The following is a 20,251-nucleotide window of genomic DNA, read 5'->3' on the forward strand; positions in this document are numbered from 1 at the left end:
GGAGAGTTAATCAACACAGTGTCTATTATAAGGAGGTATTTTCGTGGGAAAAAAGAAAGCTTCCCTGTTTTCGCATGTAATGGCTGTGCTGCTGCTGCCATTTAATGTAACCGTCATTATTCCATTTTTACTGTTAATGTTTCTGCCGTCACAGGTGTTGTGGGGGAGTGATGGAGCAGTGGCCATCCTGCTTGGATTTACAGGCGCTGGGGCTGTTCTGGCCGGGCTTACTCTCGTTGTGCTGACAGTAAGGCAGTTCGCAGAAAGAGGGAAAGGCACCCTCGCACCGTGGGACGCGCCGCGAAAGCTCGTCGTGAGCGGACCCTACAGGTACACGAGAAATCCAATGATCAGCGGAGTGATTTTCATTCTGCTTGGGGAATCGTTACTGGCCGGCTCTTTCTGGCTGGCCGGGTGGTTTGTGCTGTTTTCCACAGTAAACTACACGTACTTTGTGATCGGGGAGGAACCGGAGCTTGAAAAAAAGTTCGGTGAGGAGTACCGGGAATATAAAAGGCGTGTACCAAGGCTGATTCCCCGCCGGCCGGGGAGCAGGACGTAGTTCGTCCACCTGCAGCCGTGCCTGCGGAAAGCTTCAGCCAACAGCGTAGAAAACAACAAACTTTCCGAAAAAGAGCTTAATAAAAAACTGCCGCCTGATGCAAACAGGCGGCAGTCCGTATTTATTTTACTGAAGGTCTTCGATGGAGTCGATATCCATATATTCAGGCACGACAAGACCAGTGCGGGCACCTTCAAGGTTGGCACCAAGGTCCACGAGGTCGTCTTCGTTATCTTCAACAAGGTGATCGTGCGTCAGCGGCAGCCATGCAGCAACCATTGCATCTGCTTCACCGGAGGCAACAGCATCGAACATGTACGGTGCCTCTGTTGGTGTGATTGTAACATCATAACCAAGGTCTGAAAGAACCGTAGCAATCATGTTCGTAGAAGCAATTTCAGAATCCCAGTTTACAAAAACCAGTTCGAGTTCCTCACCGTCAACAGCGTCTACGCCATCTGTCCACTCGGCCACTGTGTCCTGGTTGTTTTCAACCCACTCTGCAGCAGCTTCCGCTTCGTCCTGGCCTTCGTTGATAGCAACCATGATTTCACCCATGTCTTCTTCAGTCCAGTAGAAGTTGTCGAGTACTTCGTAAGCTTCAGGCATGTCTGACTCAAGGTCAGTGCGTACCATCGTGTGAATGTCTTCTGCTTCCCCGAAGACTCCTTCAGGGTCATCAAGGTATTTCAGGTCGTAAGCGGCAAACTTCCAGTGCGGTGTCCAGCCGGTAACGATGACAGGCTCATCGTTTTCAATTGCCGTGTCAAGTTCCTGAGTCATCGCTGCGCTTGAGCTGGCAGTAACGTCCCACTCATCAAGACCGTATTCTTCGATGGCATTTTCCACTGCAGTCATGATTCCTGCGCCTGGCTCAATACCTGTGATCGTATAATCAAGCTCCTCGCCGTAATCCACCGAAGTTTCTTCATCGGATCCGTTTTCGTCTCCACCTGCTGTGTTTTCCTCTTCCTCATCTGCGCCGCATGCTGCCAGAAGTGCAACAGACATACCGGCAACGGCTACGCCGTACTTGTTAAATTTCATTCTGAATCTCTCCTTCTTTATTAAAGTGATGTATAAGTACCCTTTTGCATAAAAAGGGAGAAAAATCGCTTTTATGCTGTTTTCTGATTGATTGTCTGCGTGAGACGGTCAAGAATAATGGCCAGGATAACAAGGCAGATCCCTGCTTCAAATCCCATGGCAATGTCGTTACGTCCAACTGCGTAGTAGACCTGCCGGCCAATACCGTCTGTTCCGATCATAGCTGCAATAACAACCATGGAAAGAGCAAGCATAATCGTCTGGTTCACGCCTGCCATCATCGTTGTTTTCGCCATAGGAAGCTGCACTTTGAACAGCTTCTGACGCGGTGTGGATCCGTATGCTTCCGATGCTTCAATAATTTCCGTAGGTACCTGGCGGATCCCGAGGTTCGTCAGACGTACTGTCGGCGGCATCGCAAAGATCACCGATGCTACGACTCCCGGCACGATCCCGATTCCAAAAAAGGCAACAGCCGGGATCAGATACACAAACGCCGGCATTGTCTGCATGAAATCAAGTACCGGTGTGACCAGGCGCTGTACAGTGTTGCTTTTCGCCATCCATACCCCCAGAGGGATTCCGATCACAACAGAAATGAGTGTAGCTGTCAGAACAAGAGACAGCGTGATAAGCAGGTCGTCCCAGTATTCCAGGTTCTCGATGAACAGCAGTCCGACGAGAACGAGAATCGGCAGACCGTACTGTTTCTGCTTTCGCACGAGGAGGAAGGCAATGGCTGTCAGTGCCAGGATAAATACGATTGGTGGAATCATTACAAAGAATGCGAGAAACACATCTTCTGCAAAAAAGCCGATAATGGCACGCAGAGCGCCAATAATGGCTTCTGCGTTTTTCAGCCACTCCACAAATGCTTCGACCCATTCACCAACAGGAATTTTAGGAAATAGATTCATCTGAATTCACCTCATTTCCTGACAGAGCAGTGAGGACATTGCTCCGAATGACAATTCCTTTCAGTTTACGGTTTTCACCGGTGACGGCAATCGGTACAGGGGCAGTCGATGAGAGATCGAGCAGATCGTGTACCGGTGTATCGGCGTCTACTGTTGGAACATCTTTTCTGACGAGTGGTCGAAGATCAGAAAGGCCGTCCTTAACCGCCTGTGATACGTCATCCACATCGACAATCCCGATCAGCTGTTTCTGCTGGCCGGTCACGTAGATGCTCGAGATACCCGCTTTTTTCATACGCTGAAGAGCGACACGGGGCCCGTCTTTTTCCACGTTTACTGTTTCCGGACGGATCATGATGTTTTCAGCAGTGAACACTTTTGAGCGGTCCACGTCCTCGACGAATCGTTCCACGTATTCGTTGGCCGGATTGGAAAGAATTTCTTCAGGTGTACCAATCTGAACGATCGATCCGTCTTTCATGATGGTAATACGATCACCGATCCGAAGGGCTTCATCCAGATCGTGTGTAATAAAGACGATCGTTTTTTTCATCGATTCCTGCAGATCAAGGAGCTCGTCCTGCATGTCTTTACGAATGAGCGGATCAAGTGCGGAAAACGCTTCGTCCATCAGAAGAATATCCGGATCGTTGGCAAGGGCTCTTGCCAGGCCGACCCGCTGCTGCATTCCTCCGGACAGCTCGTCGGGATACTTGTCCTCGTAGCCCTGAAGACCTACAAGTTTAAGGGACTCACTGGCCTTCTCTGCACGGGCTTTCTTATCAACACCCTGCACTTCGAGTCCGTATTCCACGTTCGATTGAATGGTCCTGAACGGAAACAGTCCGAACTTCTGGAATACCATGCTCATTTTCTCGCGGCGGACTGTACGGAGTTCCTGATCGCTGACTTTGGCAAGATCCTTACCGTCAACCCATACGCTGCCGTCCGTCGGATCAATCAGCCGGTTCAGCAGGCGGACAAGAGTTGATTTTCCGCTTCCGGAGAGCCCCATGATCACAAAGATTTCGCTTTCTTTTACTTCGAAGGAAGCCTGGTTCACGCCAACCGTCATACCGGTTTCCTCAAGAATTTCGTCCTTCGTTTTTTCATTGTCTAATAGTTTTAACGCCCGTTTCGGGTGTTTACCGAATACTTTCGTTAACGACTCAACCTTTATTTTTGACATCGTTTCACCTCGATCGCTTTCTATAGTGGATATGTAAAAAGGGGAGTATGAAAAAAGACTTATGTCCTTTGGTTCAATCACACTTGTCCTACTATACGTGTAAAGGTTTAATAACTCAAACTGGATATACTGGATATATTGAATATAAAGTTCATTCAGAAAAAACTGTACAAAGAGAATAGGGCGGTTACTTCTGTTTCCTTCAATATACTCTTATCTCCTCTCTGCAGCGTTATTTTGACATTCTGATTCAGTCTGCTACTATTTTGGGTAATGAGTAATCAAAGGAGGCGGCGCCATGGCCAGCCAGACTTCGTTAACGGAGGATCTGAACAGACTTGCAGCAGCGCGGAACAGGTTTACAAGCGAGCTTGCAAAGAATGTTCATCTGTATAATATTAAGCCATCCGCCGGGCGTCTGTACGGGACGGTATTTTTTTCGGAAAAACCAATGACGCTCGATGAGATGAGCAGAGAAATGGAAATGAGCAAGACGAGCATGTCCACCAACATCAGGGAGCTGCTTCAGGCAGATATGGTGGAGCAGGTGTGGGAAAAAGGGGTTCGCAAGGATCTCTATAAAACCGAGGACGACTGGTATAAGTCCTTTTCAAACGTGTTCGTGACCCGCTGGAGTGAAGCGACGGAAAAAAATAAAAAGGCGATCTGCGACACGAAGACGATGCTTACAGAGTTGATGGAAGAAACAGAGCACGAAGAGATCAGGGAGCGAATCGGCGGCGATTTGTCCAAACTGGATGAAGCGGAAGCCTACTACCAATGGCTGGCGGAAGTGGTTGATCTTTTTGAGAGCGGTGAAATTTTTTCAATTGTGCCCAAAAAGACGAGCGGGAACAAATAAGAAAGGCCCTCACCAGCGTATGGTGAGGGCCCTTCCTATTATCCGGCTTTTGTCACGAACTTCAGCAGATTATGCTTTTGTCTTTTCCTTCAGCCGAAGTTCCACGCGGCGGATTTTGCCGGAGGTGGTTTTCGGCAGTTCCTCGAGAAACTCGATCTGTCTTGGATATTTGTAGGGAGCGGTGATCTCTTTCGTATGATTCTGCAGTTCTTTTACAAGATCATCATCGCCGGTGCGTTTTTCATCCCTGAGGACGACGTACGCTTTAACGACGCTGCCGCGAACTTCGTCAGGGGCTGCCACGACGGCGCACTCCCGGACGGCAGGATGTTTCAGCAGCGCATCCTCCACTTCAAAAGGCCCAATCGTGTAGCCTGAGCTGATAATAATATCGTCACTCCGGCCTTCAAACCAGAAGTAGCCGTCCTCATCACGGGAAGCCTGGTCGCCTGTGAGGTACCAGTCGCCGCGGTATGCTGTCTGCGTCCGTTCCGGATCGTTGTAATACTCACGGAACAATGCAGCACAGTCTTTATGAACAGCAATGTCGCCGACTTCGCCTGTCTTTGCCGGCTCTCCGTCTTCGTTAATAATTTCAACCGGGTTCCCCGGCGTCGGTTTACCCATGGACCCGGGTTTGATGGTCATATCCTGCGTTGTGCAGACGAGCAGGGTATTCTCGGTCTGGCCGTAGCCATCGCGAAGGGAGACGTTGAACGCTTCTTTGAATGCGTTAATAACCGGGCTGTTCAGTGGTTCTCCGGCAGACACTGCACTTTTCAGGTGCGGGACGCTGTAGGACGCCAGATTGTCCACTTTTGCCATCAGGCGGTATTCCGTCGGTGTGCAGCAGAGTACGTTAATCTGCTCTTTTTCCAGCATACCGAGGTACGTGTCAGGGTCGAACCCGCCATGGTACACAAATGCGGTGGCTCCGAGTGTGATGGTGGAAAGAAACGGACTCCAGATCCATTTCTGCCAGCCTGGTGCCGCTGTTGCCCAGACGAGATCACCTTCTTCCACGCCGAGCCATTTTTTCGCCGCCGTGCGTACGTGGGCGTAACCCCATGCATGGGTGTGGACGACGCCTTTTGGATTGCCCGTCGTTCCGGAGGTATAGGAGAGAAATGCCATATCGTCACGGGACGTTGGTTCCCCATCGTAGTCAGTGGACTCGGCCTGCGCCAGTTCCTCCAGCGACTGCCAGCCGTCCTCTTTGCCGCCCACGATAAATTTGCGCTCAAGTGCAGGGTGTTTCTCCTCGATGGCGTTCACTTCGGCTGTCGTTTTGAAGTAGGAGATGACTGCTTTTACGTTTGCGTGGTCAATCCGGTAAAGAAGGTCTTTTTTCCTGAGCATCTCAGAACTTGGAATTGCGACGATTCCTGCTTTCAGACAAGCCAGGTACGTCATGTACGCCTCCGGAATTCTCGGAAGGATAATGAGAACCTTATCACCTTTCTCGATTCCCTGATTTTTAAGGGCAAGGGCGTACTGGTTTGTTTTATCGGTGAGTTCCTTATAGGAAACAGAACGGCGGTTTCCTTCTGCGTCGCACCAGCGGATCGCTTCGCGCTGTGAGTCTTTGCGGTAACGGTTCAGTTCTTCCGTAATGTTGTACTGCTCCGGTGCTGTGAGTTCTTCTCTGTTCATGTGAAATGCCTCCTTGAGTTGTATAAATAGAGATTAATAGAAGTAGAAGGTGATCTGTGCTCACTGCGCTCTCTTTTTGCAGGGTTTTCAAATTGCTCTAATTCACTGGCTCCATAACGCTGCAGGCGGACGCTTTCCGCGGGCACCGCTTCGGAAAGAGGGCGGACGGCGTGAAGCGAAGCTTTGTTTTCAAAAGACGCCTCAGTTTACAGCGCCCCCGTCGGCATGACGAGATAATAGATGCTTGCAAAGAATACAAAGGCTGCCAGTACAGCGGCGTAGGCTTTCCAGCCGGCAAATCCCTGGGTCGTTTCATGAATCCGGACGCAGATGAGATACATCCAGGCGACCCCAATCAGCATCGTTACAATCGTCAGGGCGTTGACGGCCATCCCCGTCAGAAGGGGGAGGGCAAGAATTCCCGGGATCAGGGCGACAGAAGCTGCCCGGTGTACCGCAGCCATTCTGCCGGGACCGCCGAATCCCCGTGCTCCTGCCCAGAGAAGCACAGTGAGGCCGATTTTCGTAATCCAGGCAGACAGCAGGCCGAAAAATAAAAAAATGAGGGGGACGATAAGGTTTCTCAGCAGGTCCCCTTCAAATCCTGCAATAAATCCGGCGTTTGCCGCAATCCCGGCCGCACCGTAGGCGAGGCCGAGACCGAAGACAATCAGCTGGCTGATCAGTTTTGATTTTGGTTTTTCAAGAAACGCCTTAAATGAAGGCGGATCGAGCATAATCATTTTTCCAATCATCATGGTGTTCTCCTTTGTGAGCGGTGTCTACATATTCCATGGCATGGCAGCCCAGATGGCAATAGCGGTGAAAAAGACAACGGTGATTGCTGCGCCGACTGTACTGTTGTAACGGGCCGGGTTGACTTCCTTCCAGCCGTGGATCCGCTCAATCAGCTCGTGATCCGCTTTCGTGCTCAGTCTGGCCTGGAACATCGGCATACGGTTCGTAATATAGCTCACTACAATCAGCAGGATAAAGCTGATCGGAATCGCCAGCATGGCTCCCGAGAGCCCCATGCCGTCTGTGACAGAGTGACCGGTCATGACGATGCCCGGAAACACGAACGGCGATACGATAATGTAGAGGGCACCCCCTACGAGCGAAGAGGCCATGGCGCCAAACCGGTTCGCTTCCTTCCACCATACGCCGACGAGAATAAGCGGCGCGATGGTGACACCGGCAAGACCGAAGGCCCAGAGTATACTGACCACCAGGAATGCAGGCGGGTTAATGGCAAGGAGGATACTGACAACACCGCCCATAAAGATCGCCGCGTACCCGAGGCGGACCCGTTTTCTCTCCGGAATATTCGGTTTAAGTGTTGTAATAATGTCCTGAGAAAGAAGGGCACCGATCGCAAGCAGGTTTCCGCTCAGCGTAGAAAGACCGGCTGAGATGGCTGCTGCAATAACCAGAGCAGATACCCATTCAGGGTTGTACACAAGATTAAGGATGATCGTCAGTTTGTCCGCGTCAGCCTGTGAAATCGTGATTCCCTGTGTTTCGGTAGCATAGACGCCTACAAAGCCCATAGCGTACGTAGCGGAAAACACAAGACCGATGACGAAGGCGAACCAGACCATGGCCGAACGTGCGCTTCTTAAGCTGCTTGCCGTATAAATCCGCATCGCCAGGTGAGGGAGGCCAAGAGACCCGATCGTGAGTGCGATGAGACTTACGTACCATTTCGTTGAATACTGGTAGTCAAAGAAGTTCGGCATCGCTTCAAGCATGGCCGGAACCATATCGGCATAGAGGAGCGGCGGGAAAAACCATCCGCTTCCGCCTATTGCTTTCATGATCGCTCCAAGAGGAATGATAAACATAAGTGCGATAATCACCATCTGGATGGCGGCGTTGTTTGATGCCCCGGCCATACCACCTATGGTGATGTAGCCTACAATAATCAGACCCCCAACAATGAGTCCGGTAAGATACGGGATGCCGAGCACCGTTTCAAAAGCAAGGGCAATACCGATCATCTGACCCAGCGCGTACATAATGGAGACGAGAATCATAAACAGGGCGGCAATAATTGATGCCGAAATTCCGTATCGTTCCCGGACAAAGTGCGTCGGGGAAAATGCCCCCATCCGGCGAAGGCTTGTCCCGTAGATAATTGTAATGAGCGGGATCGCAAGAATCAGCTGGATCCACAGCATAATGAAGGGAACCTGCAGCTGTAGAATCAGTGCGGTAATCCCGAGAAATGTAGCGAGACTCATGTATGTTGATGCCATGGCAAGACCGTTCGTAAATGGTCCGACGGAGGCACCGGCAACATATAGATCCGTTACTGACTTACTTTTCCGGTTGGATATGTACCCCACCAGGTAAAAAAGCAGGAACGTTGCGACGATGGCCGCAACACCTAAAAATGGATTTGATAACTGCCAGGCTTCTTCTCCCATGTCTGTCAGGCCCCTTTCTGTTTCCGTTCCAGAGTTTCAAGTTCACTTGCCTCTTCAATTTCCTCATCAATTCTGTTTCCCATCCTGCTTGCAATAAGCGTCAGGACGAAGATCCCGAACCATCCTGAAAGAATCGGGACAATGTACATGATTGGAAAGCCGAACAGCATGCCTTCCACAGGGAAGATGGAAAAGAACAGACCTACGTTTCCTGCTGCAAGAAACAATGCGGACATAATGACTGTAAAGCGGACTTCTTTTTTGTACGCGTTCAAATCACTGCCTCCTTTAATTTACCGGGTCTTTACGTCTGTCGGACTGCCTTGGCCGACTGACTGCTCAGTCAACGGACGCCATATGCACCCGGATTCCAGCGGTATATCCTGTAACGTTCAGCTTTCAGGGCAAAACAGAGTACGACTGCCTCCTTTCAAAAATTCCGAACTTGTTATTTTAGTATTGTAAACGGTTTCAAGACGGGGTGTCAATGATGTTATTTAAATATTTAGAAAATTTGTTCGCGGGATGCAGAAGAGCTGACAAAAGGCGACAATACGGGGGATAAAAGGCCTGGTTCTAAACGTTCGAATTAGTGGTGGATGTTATAAAAATTGGGGGCTCAAACTTTTACACCATACTAAAAACCGGCAGTCTGTGACATTGATTCCCGCAGATCCAAGTTAAAGGCGGATCGCAATGTACTGATACTACCGGTCGTCTATATGGTTTTATCAAGTTTGGAATAGCTGTCATTCGTGGGTGAAGTGCAGACTGGTTACTTGGCAACCGAGTAATGTTGAAGCATATGTGGCGGGTAGGATTTCAGCGGCAAGGGTCTGAGGAAAACTTCTGTGGAATGGGGCATTTTAGCGTCAAGCTGTGCCTGCTTCAGGCATTTGTACATGTTCTTTCCACCTGAGGCATTGGCTGAGTGGATGGTAATGCGGTCAGCGTAAAGCTGTTCATCGACCATCATGTTTACAAGCATCAGTCCGTTGCGTTTCTTGCTCACGAGATCATGATCAAGAGAAAGGTGGCGTATGTTGTACTCTTTGAGAAGTGTTCTACACTCATCAATCGTCCTGACCAGCACATAACCTTCCGGAGCCTCGCGGTAATCGTCCAGAAAAACGTAGATATGATCCATTTATTTGACCTCCTTTAGGTTGGCCGTGTCATACAGGATCGGGTCGCTGAACTATTTTATTGTATCTTACATCATACCATGAATTGGTACTGAAATGCAAAGATCGGCAGGGGGGCGGACAGGACATGGCTTGCGTTTCACCTCGGTTTCAAAGGATAATAGAGTAAGGTTACAGGAAGCATACAGACAGGAGGAAGACAGTTGGGAGCTCCGAAGACAATGTGGACAATGGTCCATCAGGTTTATAAAAAAGTTGTGCCCCAGGTACACAGTATCCTCGGGTACTGGCGTGATAAAGCTGAGAAAATAGAAGATGATGAACTGCGTACATATGCCCTTGAAAGTATAGATGAAAACACGTTTCACAGTGAAGGAGGCGGAGTGTTTGCTCTCCTGACCGATAAGGAAAAGCAGAGAGATGTACTCTGGTTCATTGTCACCTACCAGATTATCTGTGATTATCTGGACAGTCTCTGTGATCAGAGTGAGTCCCTTGATCCGGCTGATTTCCGTTCGCTGCACGAAGCGCTCAGGCAGGCACTTGCACCGGGAACGCTGGAGGACGTTTATTATGAAAATCGGACTCAGAAGGAGGATGGCGGTTTTCTTCAATCGCTTGTTGAGGTTTGTCAGGAAAAAGTGCAGACGTTTGAATCCTTTCCGGCTGCCCGGGAAGCCATGGAGGAACTGTCGCTGCATTACCGGAACCTTCAGGTATACAAGCATGTGAAGAAAGAGGACCGCGAACCGCTTCTTATAGACTGGTATGAGAAAAACCGTTATGACATTCCGGATGTGAGGGATATGCGCTGGTATGAATTTTCCGCAGGGACCGGATCCACGCTTGGTGTCTATACTCTGGCGGCGTATTCATCCATGAACGGCCTCTCAGAGGAGGAAGCCCACCGGATCAAATCCTGCTACTTCCCTTATGCCCAGGGACTTCATATTCTCCTTGACTACTTCATTGATCAGGAAGAGGACCTGGCTGACGATGAACTGAATTTCTGTACGTATTATAAAAACGAAGACGACATGGTGGAACGGATGAGAGGGTTTAAATCCGAAGCTGATCGCCGTCTCTCACAAATGCCGGATCCAGGCTTTCACACGATGATCAACAAAGGCATTATTGCCATCTACCTGGCTGATGAAAAAGTGCAGACCGACCCTGAAATGAAAAGAATCGCCAGAAGAATGATCCGGTTTGGGGGCCTATCGACGCTGTTCTTTTACCTGAACTCATGGGTATTCAGGAAAGTAAAGCCGAAAGAAAAGCAGAAGGAAGAGAAGAAAAAAGAGAAGAAAACCGCTGCAGCAGGGAGAAGCAGCTGATTTTCCACTGGTGAATATGGATTTAAATGGTACAATGGAAATAGAGACTGCCATTTAGTTATGGCCGGCTGAAATTATAAACAAACATAGCAGAGAATTACCGGGGGGAAATGAAAATGAAAAGAGCTGTATGTGCATGCGGAACTGTGCTTCTGTTCACGGCGGCTTGTGCAGTGGAGGACACAGATAAACTTGTGGAAAATGCAATAGCAGCACAGGAAAACCTGGAAGGCTATTATGCGGAAGTCGAGAGCAGTTTCGCTTTTGGTGACGAGAACGATACAAGCACGTATAAAGAGTGGGTCAAGGGTGAGAGGTACCGGTACGAGCAGGAAGACTACATTACTGTGTCAGATGGGGAAACCACCTGGTCATATGACGTGGAAAGCAATGTTGTCATGATCATGGACGACACGGTTTGGGAAGATGAAGAAATGCCGGACCAGTCCGAAATGATGCGTGAGATGCTCACGGACATGATGGAATCCAACGATGTAGTTGCCCATGGGCGCGAAACAGTAGCGGATCGTGAAACGATTCACCTGTCTCTGACACCGTCAGACGAAGAAGAAATAGCCATGTTTGGTGACGGAAGCTACGAGATCTGGATCGACGAGGAAACCTATCTCCCTCTCCGGATGGAGTGGGATGGAGAGGATTTTACTACTTCCATGATCTATACCATGATCGATTACGACATCAATCTCGATGACAGCTTCTTTACCTTCGAAATTCCGGAAGGGGCTGAAGTGGGGACGTGGGATGACTGGGAAACAGAAATGGGTTCCATGACGATGTCTCTGGAAGAACTGCGCGAATCCACGGAAATGACAGTACCTGAAACAGCGTATCTTCCTGACGGGTATGAATTTGAAGATGCTTTTCATTACGAATTTTCAGGGGATGAATCGGCAATCCTCAATTTCTCCAACGGGGGACATGAATCATTTTCCCTGGGGATTTCAAATTCAGTGGAACAGTACGGCTTTGAAGGAGCGGAAGTGGATTCGGTCATGATAGGAGATATAGAGGGAGAGAGGATCTCCATGTACGACATGACAATCCTAAGCTGGACCGACAGCGGTCTGCAGTATGAACTTATGAGTTTCGGAGAAGACCTGGAGTATGACGAACTTCTAAAGGTGGCAGAAGGGCTTGAATATTAAATTTCGACCGGAAGATTACTTTTCTTCCGGCCGTTTTTTGTTTTCCGTGAGACTCTCCGCCAGTTTATCCAGATCGCTGTGGATTTTTTCAAGCAGACTGCGGTTATAGAAGATGGAAGCTGGATGGAAGGTCGGGAACAGTCGGTACGTCCGGTCTGTCCAGACGAATTTCTCGTCTTCAAGTTTCAGAACCGGCTGCTCAAGGAGTTCCCCGTGGCAGCTGGTAATTTTCTTGTCCGGCCCGGCCAGTCTTTTCAGCCCTACATTTCCCAGAGTAACGATGACAGGAGCCTGAACGTGTTTAATTTCATAATCCAGGACCGGTGCATGAGCAAGGATTTCACTGGCGACAGGCGGCCGGTTATACTTTCGCCGGACTATATTGCCGTCGCGGTTCTTTTTTTCACCCCAGCGGTAGGGGCGGCTGCGGACCGCACTCGTAATGTAAACGTCTCCTCTGGTCAGCCCGAGACGGTCAAGAAATTTCATCAGCTCTTTGCCTGCTCTTCCGGTAAAGGGCCTGCCTTCATGGATTTCCGTTTCCCCGGGTGCTTCACCCACGAGCATGAGAGCGGGCCTGTCCGGACCACCGCCGTAAACAAACCCTTCAACAGGGCGGTCACCCATTCTTTTTCTGCCTAACTCGGCAAGAGAATCAGGAATCTGCATACACTTTTTTCCTCCCTGTGCAAAAACGTTGTTCAAATCTTATCTATGTGGTATCTTCCCTTTAGGAATACGAATTATGCGGCTTTTTTAATACCCCTATGGGTATTTGTGTGCAGTCAGGGAAGAGGAGGGATCGTGTGACTGGAACCATTATGCTTGTGGCCGCTTTTGTAATCGCAGGCCGTTTTATTTACCGCCGCTATATGCCGCTTTTGGGCGTGTCCTGCCTCAGCATGGAAACACTGGCTGAAAAAGACGACGGAGTGGTTCTTGATATAAGAGATTACCAGACCGTTCACAGTGCGCCTGTAAAAGGATCAGTCAATATTCCGATGGCCTATTTGTCCCGTCAATACCGGGATGCAGGAAACGGCCGGGTGTACCTTGTGGCATCCGGTGTGGTGGATGTTCATCTCGCCGCCCGCTTTCTGAAAAAGAAAGGGATCGACGTACAGGGATTCTCGGTTAAAAACAGTTCCTATGTGTGCCGGCAGAGGCCGCAGGAAGTATAAATCACAGCCGCCGGGTCTTCAGGACCGGCGGCTTTTTCAGCGTCCTGCCCGGGCTTCGGCCAGGTCCCTGATCAGGCGCCACAGCTGAAACAGGATAAAGGCTGCGATGATAAATACAAGCAGCATCGGCGCGTATTCAATGACGCCCATCGCATCTCCGTTTCTCACATCTCTCAGCCAGAGGAGGGATGTGGCGAGGAGAGGGAGGAAGAAGAGAATGATACCAAACTTTACTAACTGATCCGGCATATCGTTTCCTCCTCGTGTTCAGGTAATATAATTTCATTCTATCAGTAATTTGTTTTTTTCGTTATGAGATAACCTTTCTTCTTGTTTCCTTTTGTACCTGGGTGTATAATTTAACTTACTAAAAGTAAGTGTATAACAGGAGGGATCAGTATGGCACGATTTCATCAATCACCGGCCGTATATGTGAGCGGTCTGCGTCTGCAGACCGGGAACCTGAAAAGGTTAACTGAATTCTACACAAATGTGGTCGGGATGGTTATTGACCAGGAAGGGGAAGGTTATATAACACTGGCGGTTCCTGGAGATAAACAGGGTTTTCTCCGGATTGAACAGGGTGATAACGTAACTCCTAGAATTCCATTTGAAACGGGTCTCTTCCATTTTGCGATTCTCCTTCCGGGGCGTGCTGACCTGGGACGTTTTATCCGTCACCTGGAAAACACCGGTGTCAGGCTTGAAGGGGCTTCAGATCACGATGTCAGCGAGGCTTTATATTTTTCGGATCCTGACGGAAACGGGATTGAAATTTACTGCGATCGAAAAGCAGAGAACTGGAAGTGGGAAAACGGCTCCGTTTTCATGACCTCCGCTCCACTTAACTTCGACGGCATTCTGTCAGAAGGCAGGCAGGGCAAGTGGACAGGGATGCCGGAGGGGACGGTATTGGGGCACATTCATATGCAGGTTAACGATCTGACTGCAGCAGAACGGTTCTATAAAGATGGTCTCGGGCTGGACCTGGTCTGCCGATTTGGCGGGCAGGCGCTGTTTCTTTCCACTGCAGGGTATCATCATCATATCGGCCTGAATACATGGAACAGCAGAGGAGCAGAACCTCCATCCGAAACGAGTGCGGGAATTTTCTGGTTCGACCTCACTTTTCCCGATGAAGAAATGAGGAAACAGACAGTGGCCCGACTTGAAAGCCAGGGGGCCATGATCGATATGGACGGCAGGAATTATACTGTTAAAGATCCTGCAGGTAACCGGATCAGGCTTGTTGCCGAATAGAATATGGAAGTGTCCCATGCAGATTTTAGCTTCCTGCAGGTACAGGAGCTGAATCTGTCTGCTGTAAAATTTCTGAAAAGACGTCCTCTCATGCACTCCGGGGGACGTCTTAGTGCTGTGTAAAGTCATTGCCCGTTTACTGATGCCCGCTCTGGGAATAGAACCGGGAGAGGAGGGGCGTGATGATTTACGTAATAAGTGTGTTGTGTGTGATCGGCTTTATTCTGATTCACCTCTTTTCCAGGTATATCACCTTCCTGCACAAAGTGCCGCGGAGCAAAGTGCTTTCTGTGGCGGGGGGTGTATCGATTGCTTATGTATTTATGTACATTCTGCCGAAATTGAGTAATTACGATGCGACACTTACCGAGGCCGGATTTCAGTTTCTTGGTATTGGAAACTACCACGTTTACCTCGTGGCTCTGGGAGGTCTCTCCCTTTTTTACGGGCTGGAGCGAACGGCGAGAATACACGAAGCGGAAAGGGAGAAACGTTCAAAAGGGCCGTGGATCTTCCGCATTCACATGATCTCCTATTTTCTGTACAATCTGCTCATCGGTTATCTGCTCCTTCGCGGGGAGAACCATACAATTGGAGAAATGTTATTATTCTTCATAGCACTCTCGGTTCATTTTGTTTCAAACGATCACGGTCTCAGGCAGACTCACAAAGCAGAATACGACAAATACGGCAGATATACCCTCGCTCTGGCAGTGCTGGTCGGATGGTTCATCAGCCTGTTTGTCGAAGTAAATGAACATGGTGTAGCACTTCTGTTTTCCGTACTTGCGGGAACAATGGTGCTGACAGTGCTGAAAGAAGAGCTGCCCGAAGAACGGGAGAGCGATTACCGCGCCTTTACTGCGGGTGTGATCCTTTACACGCTCCTTCTTTATTTCGTCTGACTGCGACTGCTTTCGTCATGTTTGACATGTTAAATAAACGTTTGTTTAAACGGCGGAATTTGCGGCGTCCGGGGTAATGCTGCCGGCCCCTGCCCGCTCTGTTCTTTCATCTTCCACCGTCTCCTGATAAACTGGACGTATCTGTAAACAGAGGAGATTAACGAATGAATGATTTACATAGTGTGCTTATTATTACTGCTGTAGAAGGAGAGAAGGAAGCTGTTGAGAGGGGGCTTGCCGGTGATTCACGTTTCACCGTGGCTGCGGGGGGAGCAGGGATTGCCGCTGCGGCTGCCGGCACAGCAAAGGAACTGGGACAAAAGCAGTTTGACCTCGTAATCAATATGGGCATCGGTGGAGGCTTTTCCGGACGTGTGAAGCTCGGCTATACTGTCGTTGGGAGCCGCTCGGTGGCGGCAGACCTGGGCGCAGAAACAGCTGAGGGTTTCGTTCCGGTGGAATCACTGGGTTTCGGTACCTCTTCCTATCCGTGCAGCGCAGAAGTTGCGGAGAAGCTGAATCGGGCCATTCCAGGAGCATCTTCTGGTGCCATTCTCACCCTGTCAACCGTCACTGGTACGGCAGAAACGGCAGATCGCCTGGCTTCCGCATATCCTGATGCGGTGTGTGAAGCCATGGAAGGCTTTGGTGTGGCAGCTGCGGCAGAGGCGTTCTCAGTCCCTTTCGCTGAACTGAGGACCATATCCAACCCTGTAGGTCCACGTGACAGGGAAGCGTGGAAAATAAAAGAGGCGTTTGCCGCCCTGACTGAAGCCGGAGCTGGAATAAAGGAGGTTCTCTGAGATGAAAATTGCGTTTTCGCCGTGTCCGAACGACACGTTTACATTTCATGCGTGGGTGCACGGGCTGGTGGAGGGTGCCCCTCCCCCTGAAGTAACCTACGCCGATATTCATATAACAAACCATTGGGCCATTGACCGAGAGGGCCCGGAAGTTATGAAGATTTCGTATGCTTCCCTGCCGTGGATTCTCGATGACTATGCACTCATTCCATGCGGCGGAGCACTCGGACGGGGCTGCGGTCCCCTTGTGCTTTCGGCAGACGGCGAAATGACACCGGCAGATCTTGCCGGGAAAACCGTAGCCGTGCCCAGTGAGCGGTCAACCGCTTATCTTCTGTTCCGGTTATGGGCAAAAGAAGCAGTTCCAGGAGGGGTGGGAGAAATAAAAGTCATGCCGTTTGATGACATTATGCCCGCCGTCCGTGATGGAAAAGTGGACGGAGGGCTTGTCATTCATGAGGCCCGGTTTACCTACGGGGATTACGGGCTTCATATGCTTACAGACCTTGGAGACTGGTGGGAAAAAGAGACCGGTCACCCGATCCCACTCGGTGCGATTGTAGCAAGACGAGAACTGGCAGACGACATTCCCCGTCTGGAAGAGTGGATCAGAACGTCGGTGGAAAAAGCGTGGGACGACCCTGAAGCCTCCCGCGCCTATGTCATGGAACACGCCCAGGAAATGGATCCGGAAGTGGCAAAAGCGCACATTAATCTCTATGTAAACGAATTTACCCGCAGTCTTGGTGAGGAAGGTTTCGCGGCTGTGGAGACCCTTCTTGGCCGGGCGGCGGAAGAAGGTATTGTTCCTTCCTTTGATATAAACAAACTGCGCCCGTACAGAGGTGTAACAGGAGAATAATCATGATTACAAATTTGCTTGAAAAATCACTGCTGCTTTTTTACCTGTTTTTTCTCGGTGTGGGACTCCTGCTGGGACTGATCACCGGGTTTATTATTAACGTAGTCTGGCTCGGCCTTCTCATGGGTGTAGGGGTGGGCGTCGGTCTCGGGCTGATGGCTCACGGACTGATCATGATCAAAAACACAAAGTGGTAGGTTCATGTTGGAGCTGCTGGGACAGCACCAAATTATTGACGGAAATCCAACATTCAATAAGTGGTGCAGGTAAACTGCTCCTGAAATATACGCCGCTTTTCGCGGGAAGCGGCTGAGCCTCCGCGTGCTTCGCCCTGCGGGGTCTCACCTGCGCTTTTCCTCCCGCAGGAGTCGGCGCATATTTCATCCGCTTATCAGCTTTTTGTTCGGACTCTCATTTAAACACTTCACTTATGTTTCAGCCTCTTTCGGTGGATTACCCGTATTTTTTCTGATGGGCTTTTTTTCGTTTCAGGTAATCCTCGTCTTCACGGACTCTGATCCAGACTTTCTCGAATATCCGGGCCGACTCGGCTTTTTCCTCATCTATTTCCCTTTCATTTATGTTACCGTCGCTGTCATATTTTCTGCCGCCTTTATAGTTGGCGTAGCGGCGGGATCTCGTATACCCCATCTGGATGAATTTGCGGGCCATATCCATCCCGGCAAAATCGTCTTCTTTCCGGTACTGTTCAAACATTCCAAGTATTTTTTCGGAAGACTCCCTGGCATCGTCCGGAGTTTTAAAGCGCCAGTGGGGGAGAATTTCACTTTTGTAGGGCTCTACAAGAAGGACGCCCTGTTCGCCCCGTCCGACCTGATATTTTTCCGGCTGCTCCCTGAAGTCGATGCTGTCAAAGTCCTGATCATAATCAAATGCCATCACTATCCCTCCTGCGGCTTCGTGTAATGGTGGGATTCCCTGTTCAGGCAGCAAAAAACCTTCTCCTTTTCGGGAGAAGGTAAGAGACTTCGTATTTCCATTACTTTTTGATTGCCTCGCGGAGTTTCTCTGCTTCTTCGGCCATCTGCAGGTACATTTCTGCGGCGTCTTCTTCAACCTGTGCCACCTGCCGCATAATGTCGGCCCGGTCCTTTAAAGCGAGGTCAAGAACGGCCATTTCGTTTGGGGATACATCAGTAAGGTCGTAAACGGGATCGTCAGGCTGGATTTTCCCGCTGATTTCTTTAATCGTTTTACGCACCGAAACACTCCTTACAAATTCTGTTGTCACCCAGTATGACACAGGAAGCAGGATACATCCAGCTGTTGGAAGGAAGCAGGCGCTATTTATCTTCCACTTCCACTTTTCCTTTATCAAAGAAGTCGATTTCAAGATCGAACTCCTGATAATCCGAATCAAGGCTGAAGGCTTCAAGCACGGAATCAATCATTTCCTGATCGCTCATGTCAGCACTAAGTTCAATGTCACCGAGAATCGGTTCCAGTTCATCAAGTGCATGCTGTCCTTCAGTATCCACGTTCTGTCCTTCCCGGGTATCCTCAATATCAGCATCCGGATTTCCGTTGTTGTACTCGTATTCAGCTTCGTACTCTCCTTCGGCATATTCCACTTCCAGGTCAAAGTTTGAAAATGCAAGATTCTCATACCACTCATCCCCTGTTACCTCATCGGTCATGTCATCTGCTGTATCCGCATCTTCGTCTTCGGTCATCTCCCCGTTGTTTTCCTCCATCATATCGCCGTTTTCCTCAGCAGTTCCGTCATCTCCCGGCTCGGTATCGGCCGTTCCGCAGGCGAAAATAGAGAATGCAAGGCACGTGCCGACTGTTACTAAAGTAAAGCGTTTCATACTGATAATTCCTCCATTTCGTTGTTTTCCCTGCTAGAATGGCCAACTGAACCGGGTTTCATACAAAAACACCAGCCTGAAAGGAAGGCTGGTGCGGGAAATTATTCATCTTCATCTTCAATTTCAGTTTCACCGTTTTCAAAGAATTCCACTTCAAGTTCGAATTCCTCGTAATCATCTTCAAGATCAAATTCTTCAAGGACAGCATCGCGCATGTCATCATCGCTCATATCCTCTGTCAGGTCAAGGGAGGTGAAGATCGGCTCCAGGTGATCGAGCGCTTCCTGTCCTTCCATTTCCGTTTCCTGACCATCGCGTGTATCTTCAATTTCAGCCTCTGGATTGCCGTCGTTGTATTCATATTCAACTTCGTATTCTCCGTGGCCGTATTCAACTTCAAGTTCAAAATCATAGAATGCCAGTTCCTCGTACCATGCACCATCTTCAGTCTGTTCCTCTTCTGTATCAGAATCGGTTTCGTCGACATCCGCAGTGTCGGCGCCTTCGTCATCGTAATCTTCTGATTCGGTTACGTCATTGTCCGTGTCGCCTGTGTCTGTCTGGTCATCTGTGTTCTGGTCTCCATCATCCGTTCCGCAGCCGGTAATAACAGCTCCGAGAGCAATAGTAGCAATTGAAAGTCCAAATTTCTTCATGTGGTCGTCCTCCGTTTGTTTAAGTCTGGTTGTCTAATTGATCACACGAAAAATGTACCCGGGACAGCCAATTGTTAAACAGCCAACTGAAATAGAGGCTGGAACACTTTACTTATGTCCCAGCCTCAATGAATTGAGTTGAGAAGCTATTCGTCGTTCTCATCCTCATCTTCACCATCTTCATCATCTTCATCGTCTTCATCTTCATCCTGATCCTGATCGGTCTCCCCATCGTCCGCGTCAGGAGCCTCACTGTCACCGCCAGGATCTGCTACATCCGACTGATCTCCGGCATCATGCTCCTCATCGTCAACAAGACAGCCGGTCATTAAGCCCCCAAGTAAAACGGCGGCGAGGGAAAGTTTTACTCTTTTCATAGATGCGTTCCTCCTGGTTATATTGGTTATATTTGCATAACTACCCGGCCACGGGATGAAATAAACAG

Annotated in this window: 25 protein-coding genes; 10 read left to right on the top strand and 15 right to left on the bottom strand. The window is 49.5% G+C overall.

The window, feature by feature from the left end; translation table 11 throughout:
- Positions 1 to 43: 43 nt before the first annotated feature.
- Positions 44 to 562, top strand: coding sequence for a methyltransferase family protein (locus FGB90_RS18230; RefSeq protein WP_138812293.1), 519 nt, complete (start codon positions 44 to 46; stop codon positions 560 to 562).
- 126 nt (positions 563 to 688) lie between these two features.
- Here FGB90_RS18230 and FGB90_RS18235 read toward each other — a convergent pair whose 3' ends face one another.
- The 3 genes from FGB90_RS18235 to FGB90_RS18245 form a co-directional block, all read right to left on the bottom strand.
- The gene (locus tag FGB90_RS18235; protein WP_138812294.1) at positions 689 to 1,609 is read right to left on the bottom strand and encodes a glycine betaine ABC transporter substrate-binding protein; all 921 of its coding nucleotides are present in this window, start codon (positions 1,607 to 1,609) and stop codon (positions 689 to 691) included.
- A 71-nt stretch (positions 1,610 to 1,680) separates the two neighbouring features.
- On the bottom strand, positions 1,681 to 2,526 hold the full coding sequence (locus FGB90_RS18240) for an ABC transporter permease (RefSeq protein WP_138812295.1): 846 nt from the start codon (positions 2,524 to 2,526) through the stop codon (positions 1,681 to 1,683).
- Positions 2,510 to 3,715: a quaternary amine ABC transporter ATP-binding protein gene (locus FGB90_RS18245; RefSeq protein WP_138812296.1), complete on the bottom strand. Its 1,206-nt coding sequence runs from the start codon at positions 3,713 to 3,715 to the stop codon at positions 2,510 to 2,512. Before FGB90_RS18245 ends, FGB90_RS18240 begins: the two co-directional genes overlap by 17 nt.
- Positions 3,716 to 4,013: 298 nt before the next feature.
- On the opposite strand from FGB90_RS18245, the gene FGB90_RS18250 reads away from it, so the two are divergent.
- The gene (locus FGB90_RS18250) at positions 4,014 to 4,577 is read left to right on the top strand and encodes a GbsR/MarR family transcriptional regulator (protein WP_138812297.1); all 564 of its coding nucleotides are present in this window, start codon (positions 4,014 to 4,016) and stop codon (positions 4,575 to 4,577) included.
- A gap of 69 nt (positions 4,578 to 4,646) precedes the next feature.
- Here the strand turns inward: FGB90_RS18250 and mbcS are convergent, their stop codons facing one another.
- From mbcS to FGB90_RS18275, 5 genes are all read right to left on the bottom strand, one after another.
- The gene (gene mbcS / locus FGB90_RS18255; RefSeq protein WP_138812298.1) at positions 4,647 to 6,230 is read right to left on the bottom strand and encodes an acyl-CoA synthetase MbcS; all 1,584 of its coding nucleotides are present in this window, start codon (positions 6,228 to 6,230) and stop codon (positions 4,647 to 4,649) included.
- 206 nt (positions 6,231 to 6,436) lie between these two features.
- A complete protein-coding gene (locus tag FGB90_RS18260; RefSeq protein ID WP_246056253.1) occupies positions 6,437 to 6,988 on the bottom strand; it encodes a hypothetical protein in 552 nt (183 codons plus the stop codon).
- A 24-nt stretch (positions 6,989 to 7,012) separates the two neighbouring features.
- Entirely contained in the window at positions 7,013 to 8,659 is a 1,647-nt protein-coding gene (locus FGB90_RS18265) for a solute symporter family protein (RefSeq protein ID WP_138812299.1), read from the bottom strand.
- A 5-nt stretch (positions 8,660 to 8,664) separates the two neighbouring features.
- On the bottom strand, positions 8,665 to 8,934 hold the full coding sequence (locus FGB90_RS18270) for a hypothetical protein (protein WP_138812300.1): 270 nt from the start codon (positions 8,932 to 8,934) through the stop codon (positions 8,665 to 8,667).
- Positions 8,935 to 9,434: 500 nt separating this feature from the next.
- Positions 9,435 to 9,806 carry a cyclic-phosphate processing receiver domain-containing protein gene (locus tag FGB90_RS18275; protein WP_138812301.1) on the bottom strand — a complete coding sequence of 124 codons (372 nt, stop codon included), beginning with the start codon at positions 9,804 to 9,806 and terminating at the stop codon, positions 9,435 to 9,437.
- A gap of 201 nt (positions 9,807 to 10,007) precedes the next feature.
- Between FGB90_RS18275 and FGB90_RS18280 the strand changes: the two genes are divergently transcribed.
- Together FGB90_RS18280 and FGB90_RS18285 are read left to right on the top strand one after the other, a co-directional pair.
- Complete coding sequence (locus FGB90_RS18280; protein WP_246056256.1) at positions 10,008 to 11,141, top strand: tetraprenyl-beta-curcumene synthase family protein; 1,134 nt, start codon at positions 10,008 to 10,010, stop codon at positions 11,139 to 11,141.
- 116 nt (positions 11,142 to 11,257) lie between these two features.
- The gene (locus FGB90_RS18285; protein ID WP_171051907.1) at positions 11,258 to 12,307 is read left to right on the top strand and encodes a sigma-E factor regulatory protein RseB domain-containing protein; all 1,050 of its coding nucleotides are present in this window, start codon (positions 11,258 to 11,260) and stop codon (positions 12,305 to 12,307) included.
- A 15-nt stretch (positions 12,308 to 12,322) separates the two neighbouring features.
- Here the strand turns inward: FGB90_RS18285 and FGB90_RS18290 are convergent, their stop codons facing one another.
- Positions 12,323 to 12,976 (bottom strand): uracil-DNA glycosylase, encoded by a 654-nt coding sequence (locus FGB90_RS18290; RefSeq protein ID WP_138812303.1) that lies wholly within the window; start codon positions 12,974 to 12,976, stop codon positions 12,323 to 12,325.
- A gap of 137 nt (positions 12,977 to 13,113) precedes the next feature.
- On the opposite strand from FGB90_RS18290, the gene FGB90_RS18295 reads away from it, so the two are divergent.
- On the top strand, positions 13,114 to 13,488 hold the full coding sequence (locus FGB90_RS18295; RefSeq protein ID WP_138812304.1) for a rhodanese-like domain-containing protein: 375 nt from the start codon (positions 13,114 to 13,116) through the stop codon (positions 13,486 to 13,488).
- Between the two features lie 36 nt (positions 13,489 to 13,524).
- Here FGB90_RS18295 and FGB90_RS18300 read toward each other — a convergent pair whose 3' ends face one another.
- Positions 13,525 to 13,737 carry a hypothetical protein gene (locus FGB90_RS18300; RefSeq protein WP_138812305.1) on the bottom strand — a complete coding sequence of 71 codons (213 nt, stop codon included), beginning with the start codon at positions 13,735 to 13,737 and terminating at the stop codon, positions 13,525 to 13,527.
- A gap of 150 nt (positions 13,738 to 13,887) precedes the next feature.
- Here FGB90_RS18300 and FGB90_RS18305 point away from each other — a divergent pair, with 150 nt between their 5' ends.
- From FGB90_RS18305 to FGB90_RS18325, 5 genes are all read left to right on the top strand, one after another.
- Entirely contained in the window at positions 13,888 to 14,748 is an 861-nt protein-coding gene (locus tag FGB90_RS18305) for a VOC family protein (RefSeq protein ID WP_138812306.1), read from the top strand.
- A 182-nt stretch (positions 14,749 to 14,930) separates the two neighbouring features.
- Positions 14,931 to 15,653 (top strand): hypothetical protein, encoded by a 723-nt coding sequence (locus FGB90_RS18310; RefSeq protein WP_138812307.1) that lies wholly within the window; start codon positions 14,931 to 14,933, stop codon positions 15,651 to 15,653.
- 164 nt (positions 15,654 to 15,817) lie between these two features.
- Positions 15,818 to 16,456 carry a futalosine hydrolase gene (locus FGB90_RS18315; RefSeq protein WP_138812308.1) on the top strand — a complete coding sequence of 213 codons (639 nt, stop codon included), beginning with the start codon at positions 15,818 to 15,820 and terminating at the stop codon, positions 16,454 to 16,456.
- Between the two features lies 1 nt (position 16,457).
- Positions 16,458 to 17,318: a 1,4-dihydroxy-6-naphtoate synthase gene (locus tag FGB90_RS18320; protein ID WP_138812309.1), complete on the top strand. Its 861-nt coding sequence runs from the start codon at positions 16,458 to 16,460 to the stop codon at positions 17,316 to 17,318.
- Between the two features lie 2 nt (positions 17,319 to 17,320).
- Positions 17,321 to 17,515: a hypothetical protein gene (locus FGB90_RS18325; protein ID WP_138812310.1), complete on the top strand. Its 195-nt coding sequence runs from the start codon at positions 17,321 to 17,323 to the stop codon at positions 17,513 to 17,515.
- A gap of 256 nt (positions 17,516 to 17,771) precedes the next feature.
- On the opposite strand, the gene FGB90_RS18330 is transcribed toward FGB90_RS18325, so the two are convergent.
- The 5 genes from FGB90_RS18330 to FGB90_RS18350 form a co-directional block, all read right to left on the bottom strand.
- On the bottom strand, positions 17,772 to 18,218 hold the full coding sequence (locus FGB90_RS18330; protein WP_138812311.1) for a DUF4385 domain-containing protein: 447 nt from the start codon (positions 18,216 to 18,218) through the stop codon (positions 17,772 to 17,774).
- Positions 18,219 to 18,318: 100 nt separating this feature from the next.
- The gene (locus FGB90_RS18335) at positions 18,319 to 18,540 is read right to left on the bottom strand and encodes a hypothetical protein (RefSeq protein ID WP_138812312.1); all 222 of its coding nucleotides are present in this window, start codon (positions 18,538 to 18,540) and stop codon (positions 18,319 to 18,321) included.
- An 82-nt stretch (positions 18,541 to 18,622) separates the two neighbouring features.
- Complete coding sequence (locus tag FGB90_RS18340; RefSeq protein ID WP_138812313.1) at positions 18,623 to 19,150, bottom strand: YusW family protein; 528 nt, start codon at positions 19,148 to 19,150, stop codon at positions 18,623 to 18,625.
- A 101-nt stretch (positions 19,151 to 19,251) separates the two neighbouring features.
- Entirely contained in the window at positions 19,252 to 19,806 is a 555-nt protein-coding gene (locus tag FGB90_RS18345) for a YusW family protein (protein ID WP_138812314.1), read from the bottom strand.
- 146 nt (positions 19,807 to 19,952) lie between these two features.
- Positions 19,953 to 20,183: a hypothetical protein gene (locus FGB90_RS18350; RefSeq protein WP_138812315.1), complete on the bottom strand. Its 231-nt coding sequence runs from the start codon at positions 20,181 to 20,183 to the stop codon at positions 19,953 to 19,955.
- Between the last annotated feature and the right edge of the window lie 68 nt (positions 20,184 to 20,251).

The organism is Alteribacter natronophilus, from assembly GCF_006007885.1.
GTDB lineage: Bacteria > Bacillota > Bacilli > Bacillales > Salisediminibacteriaceae > Alteribacter > Alteribacter natronophilus.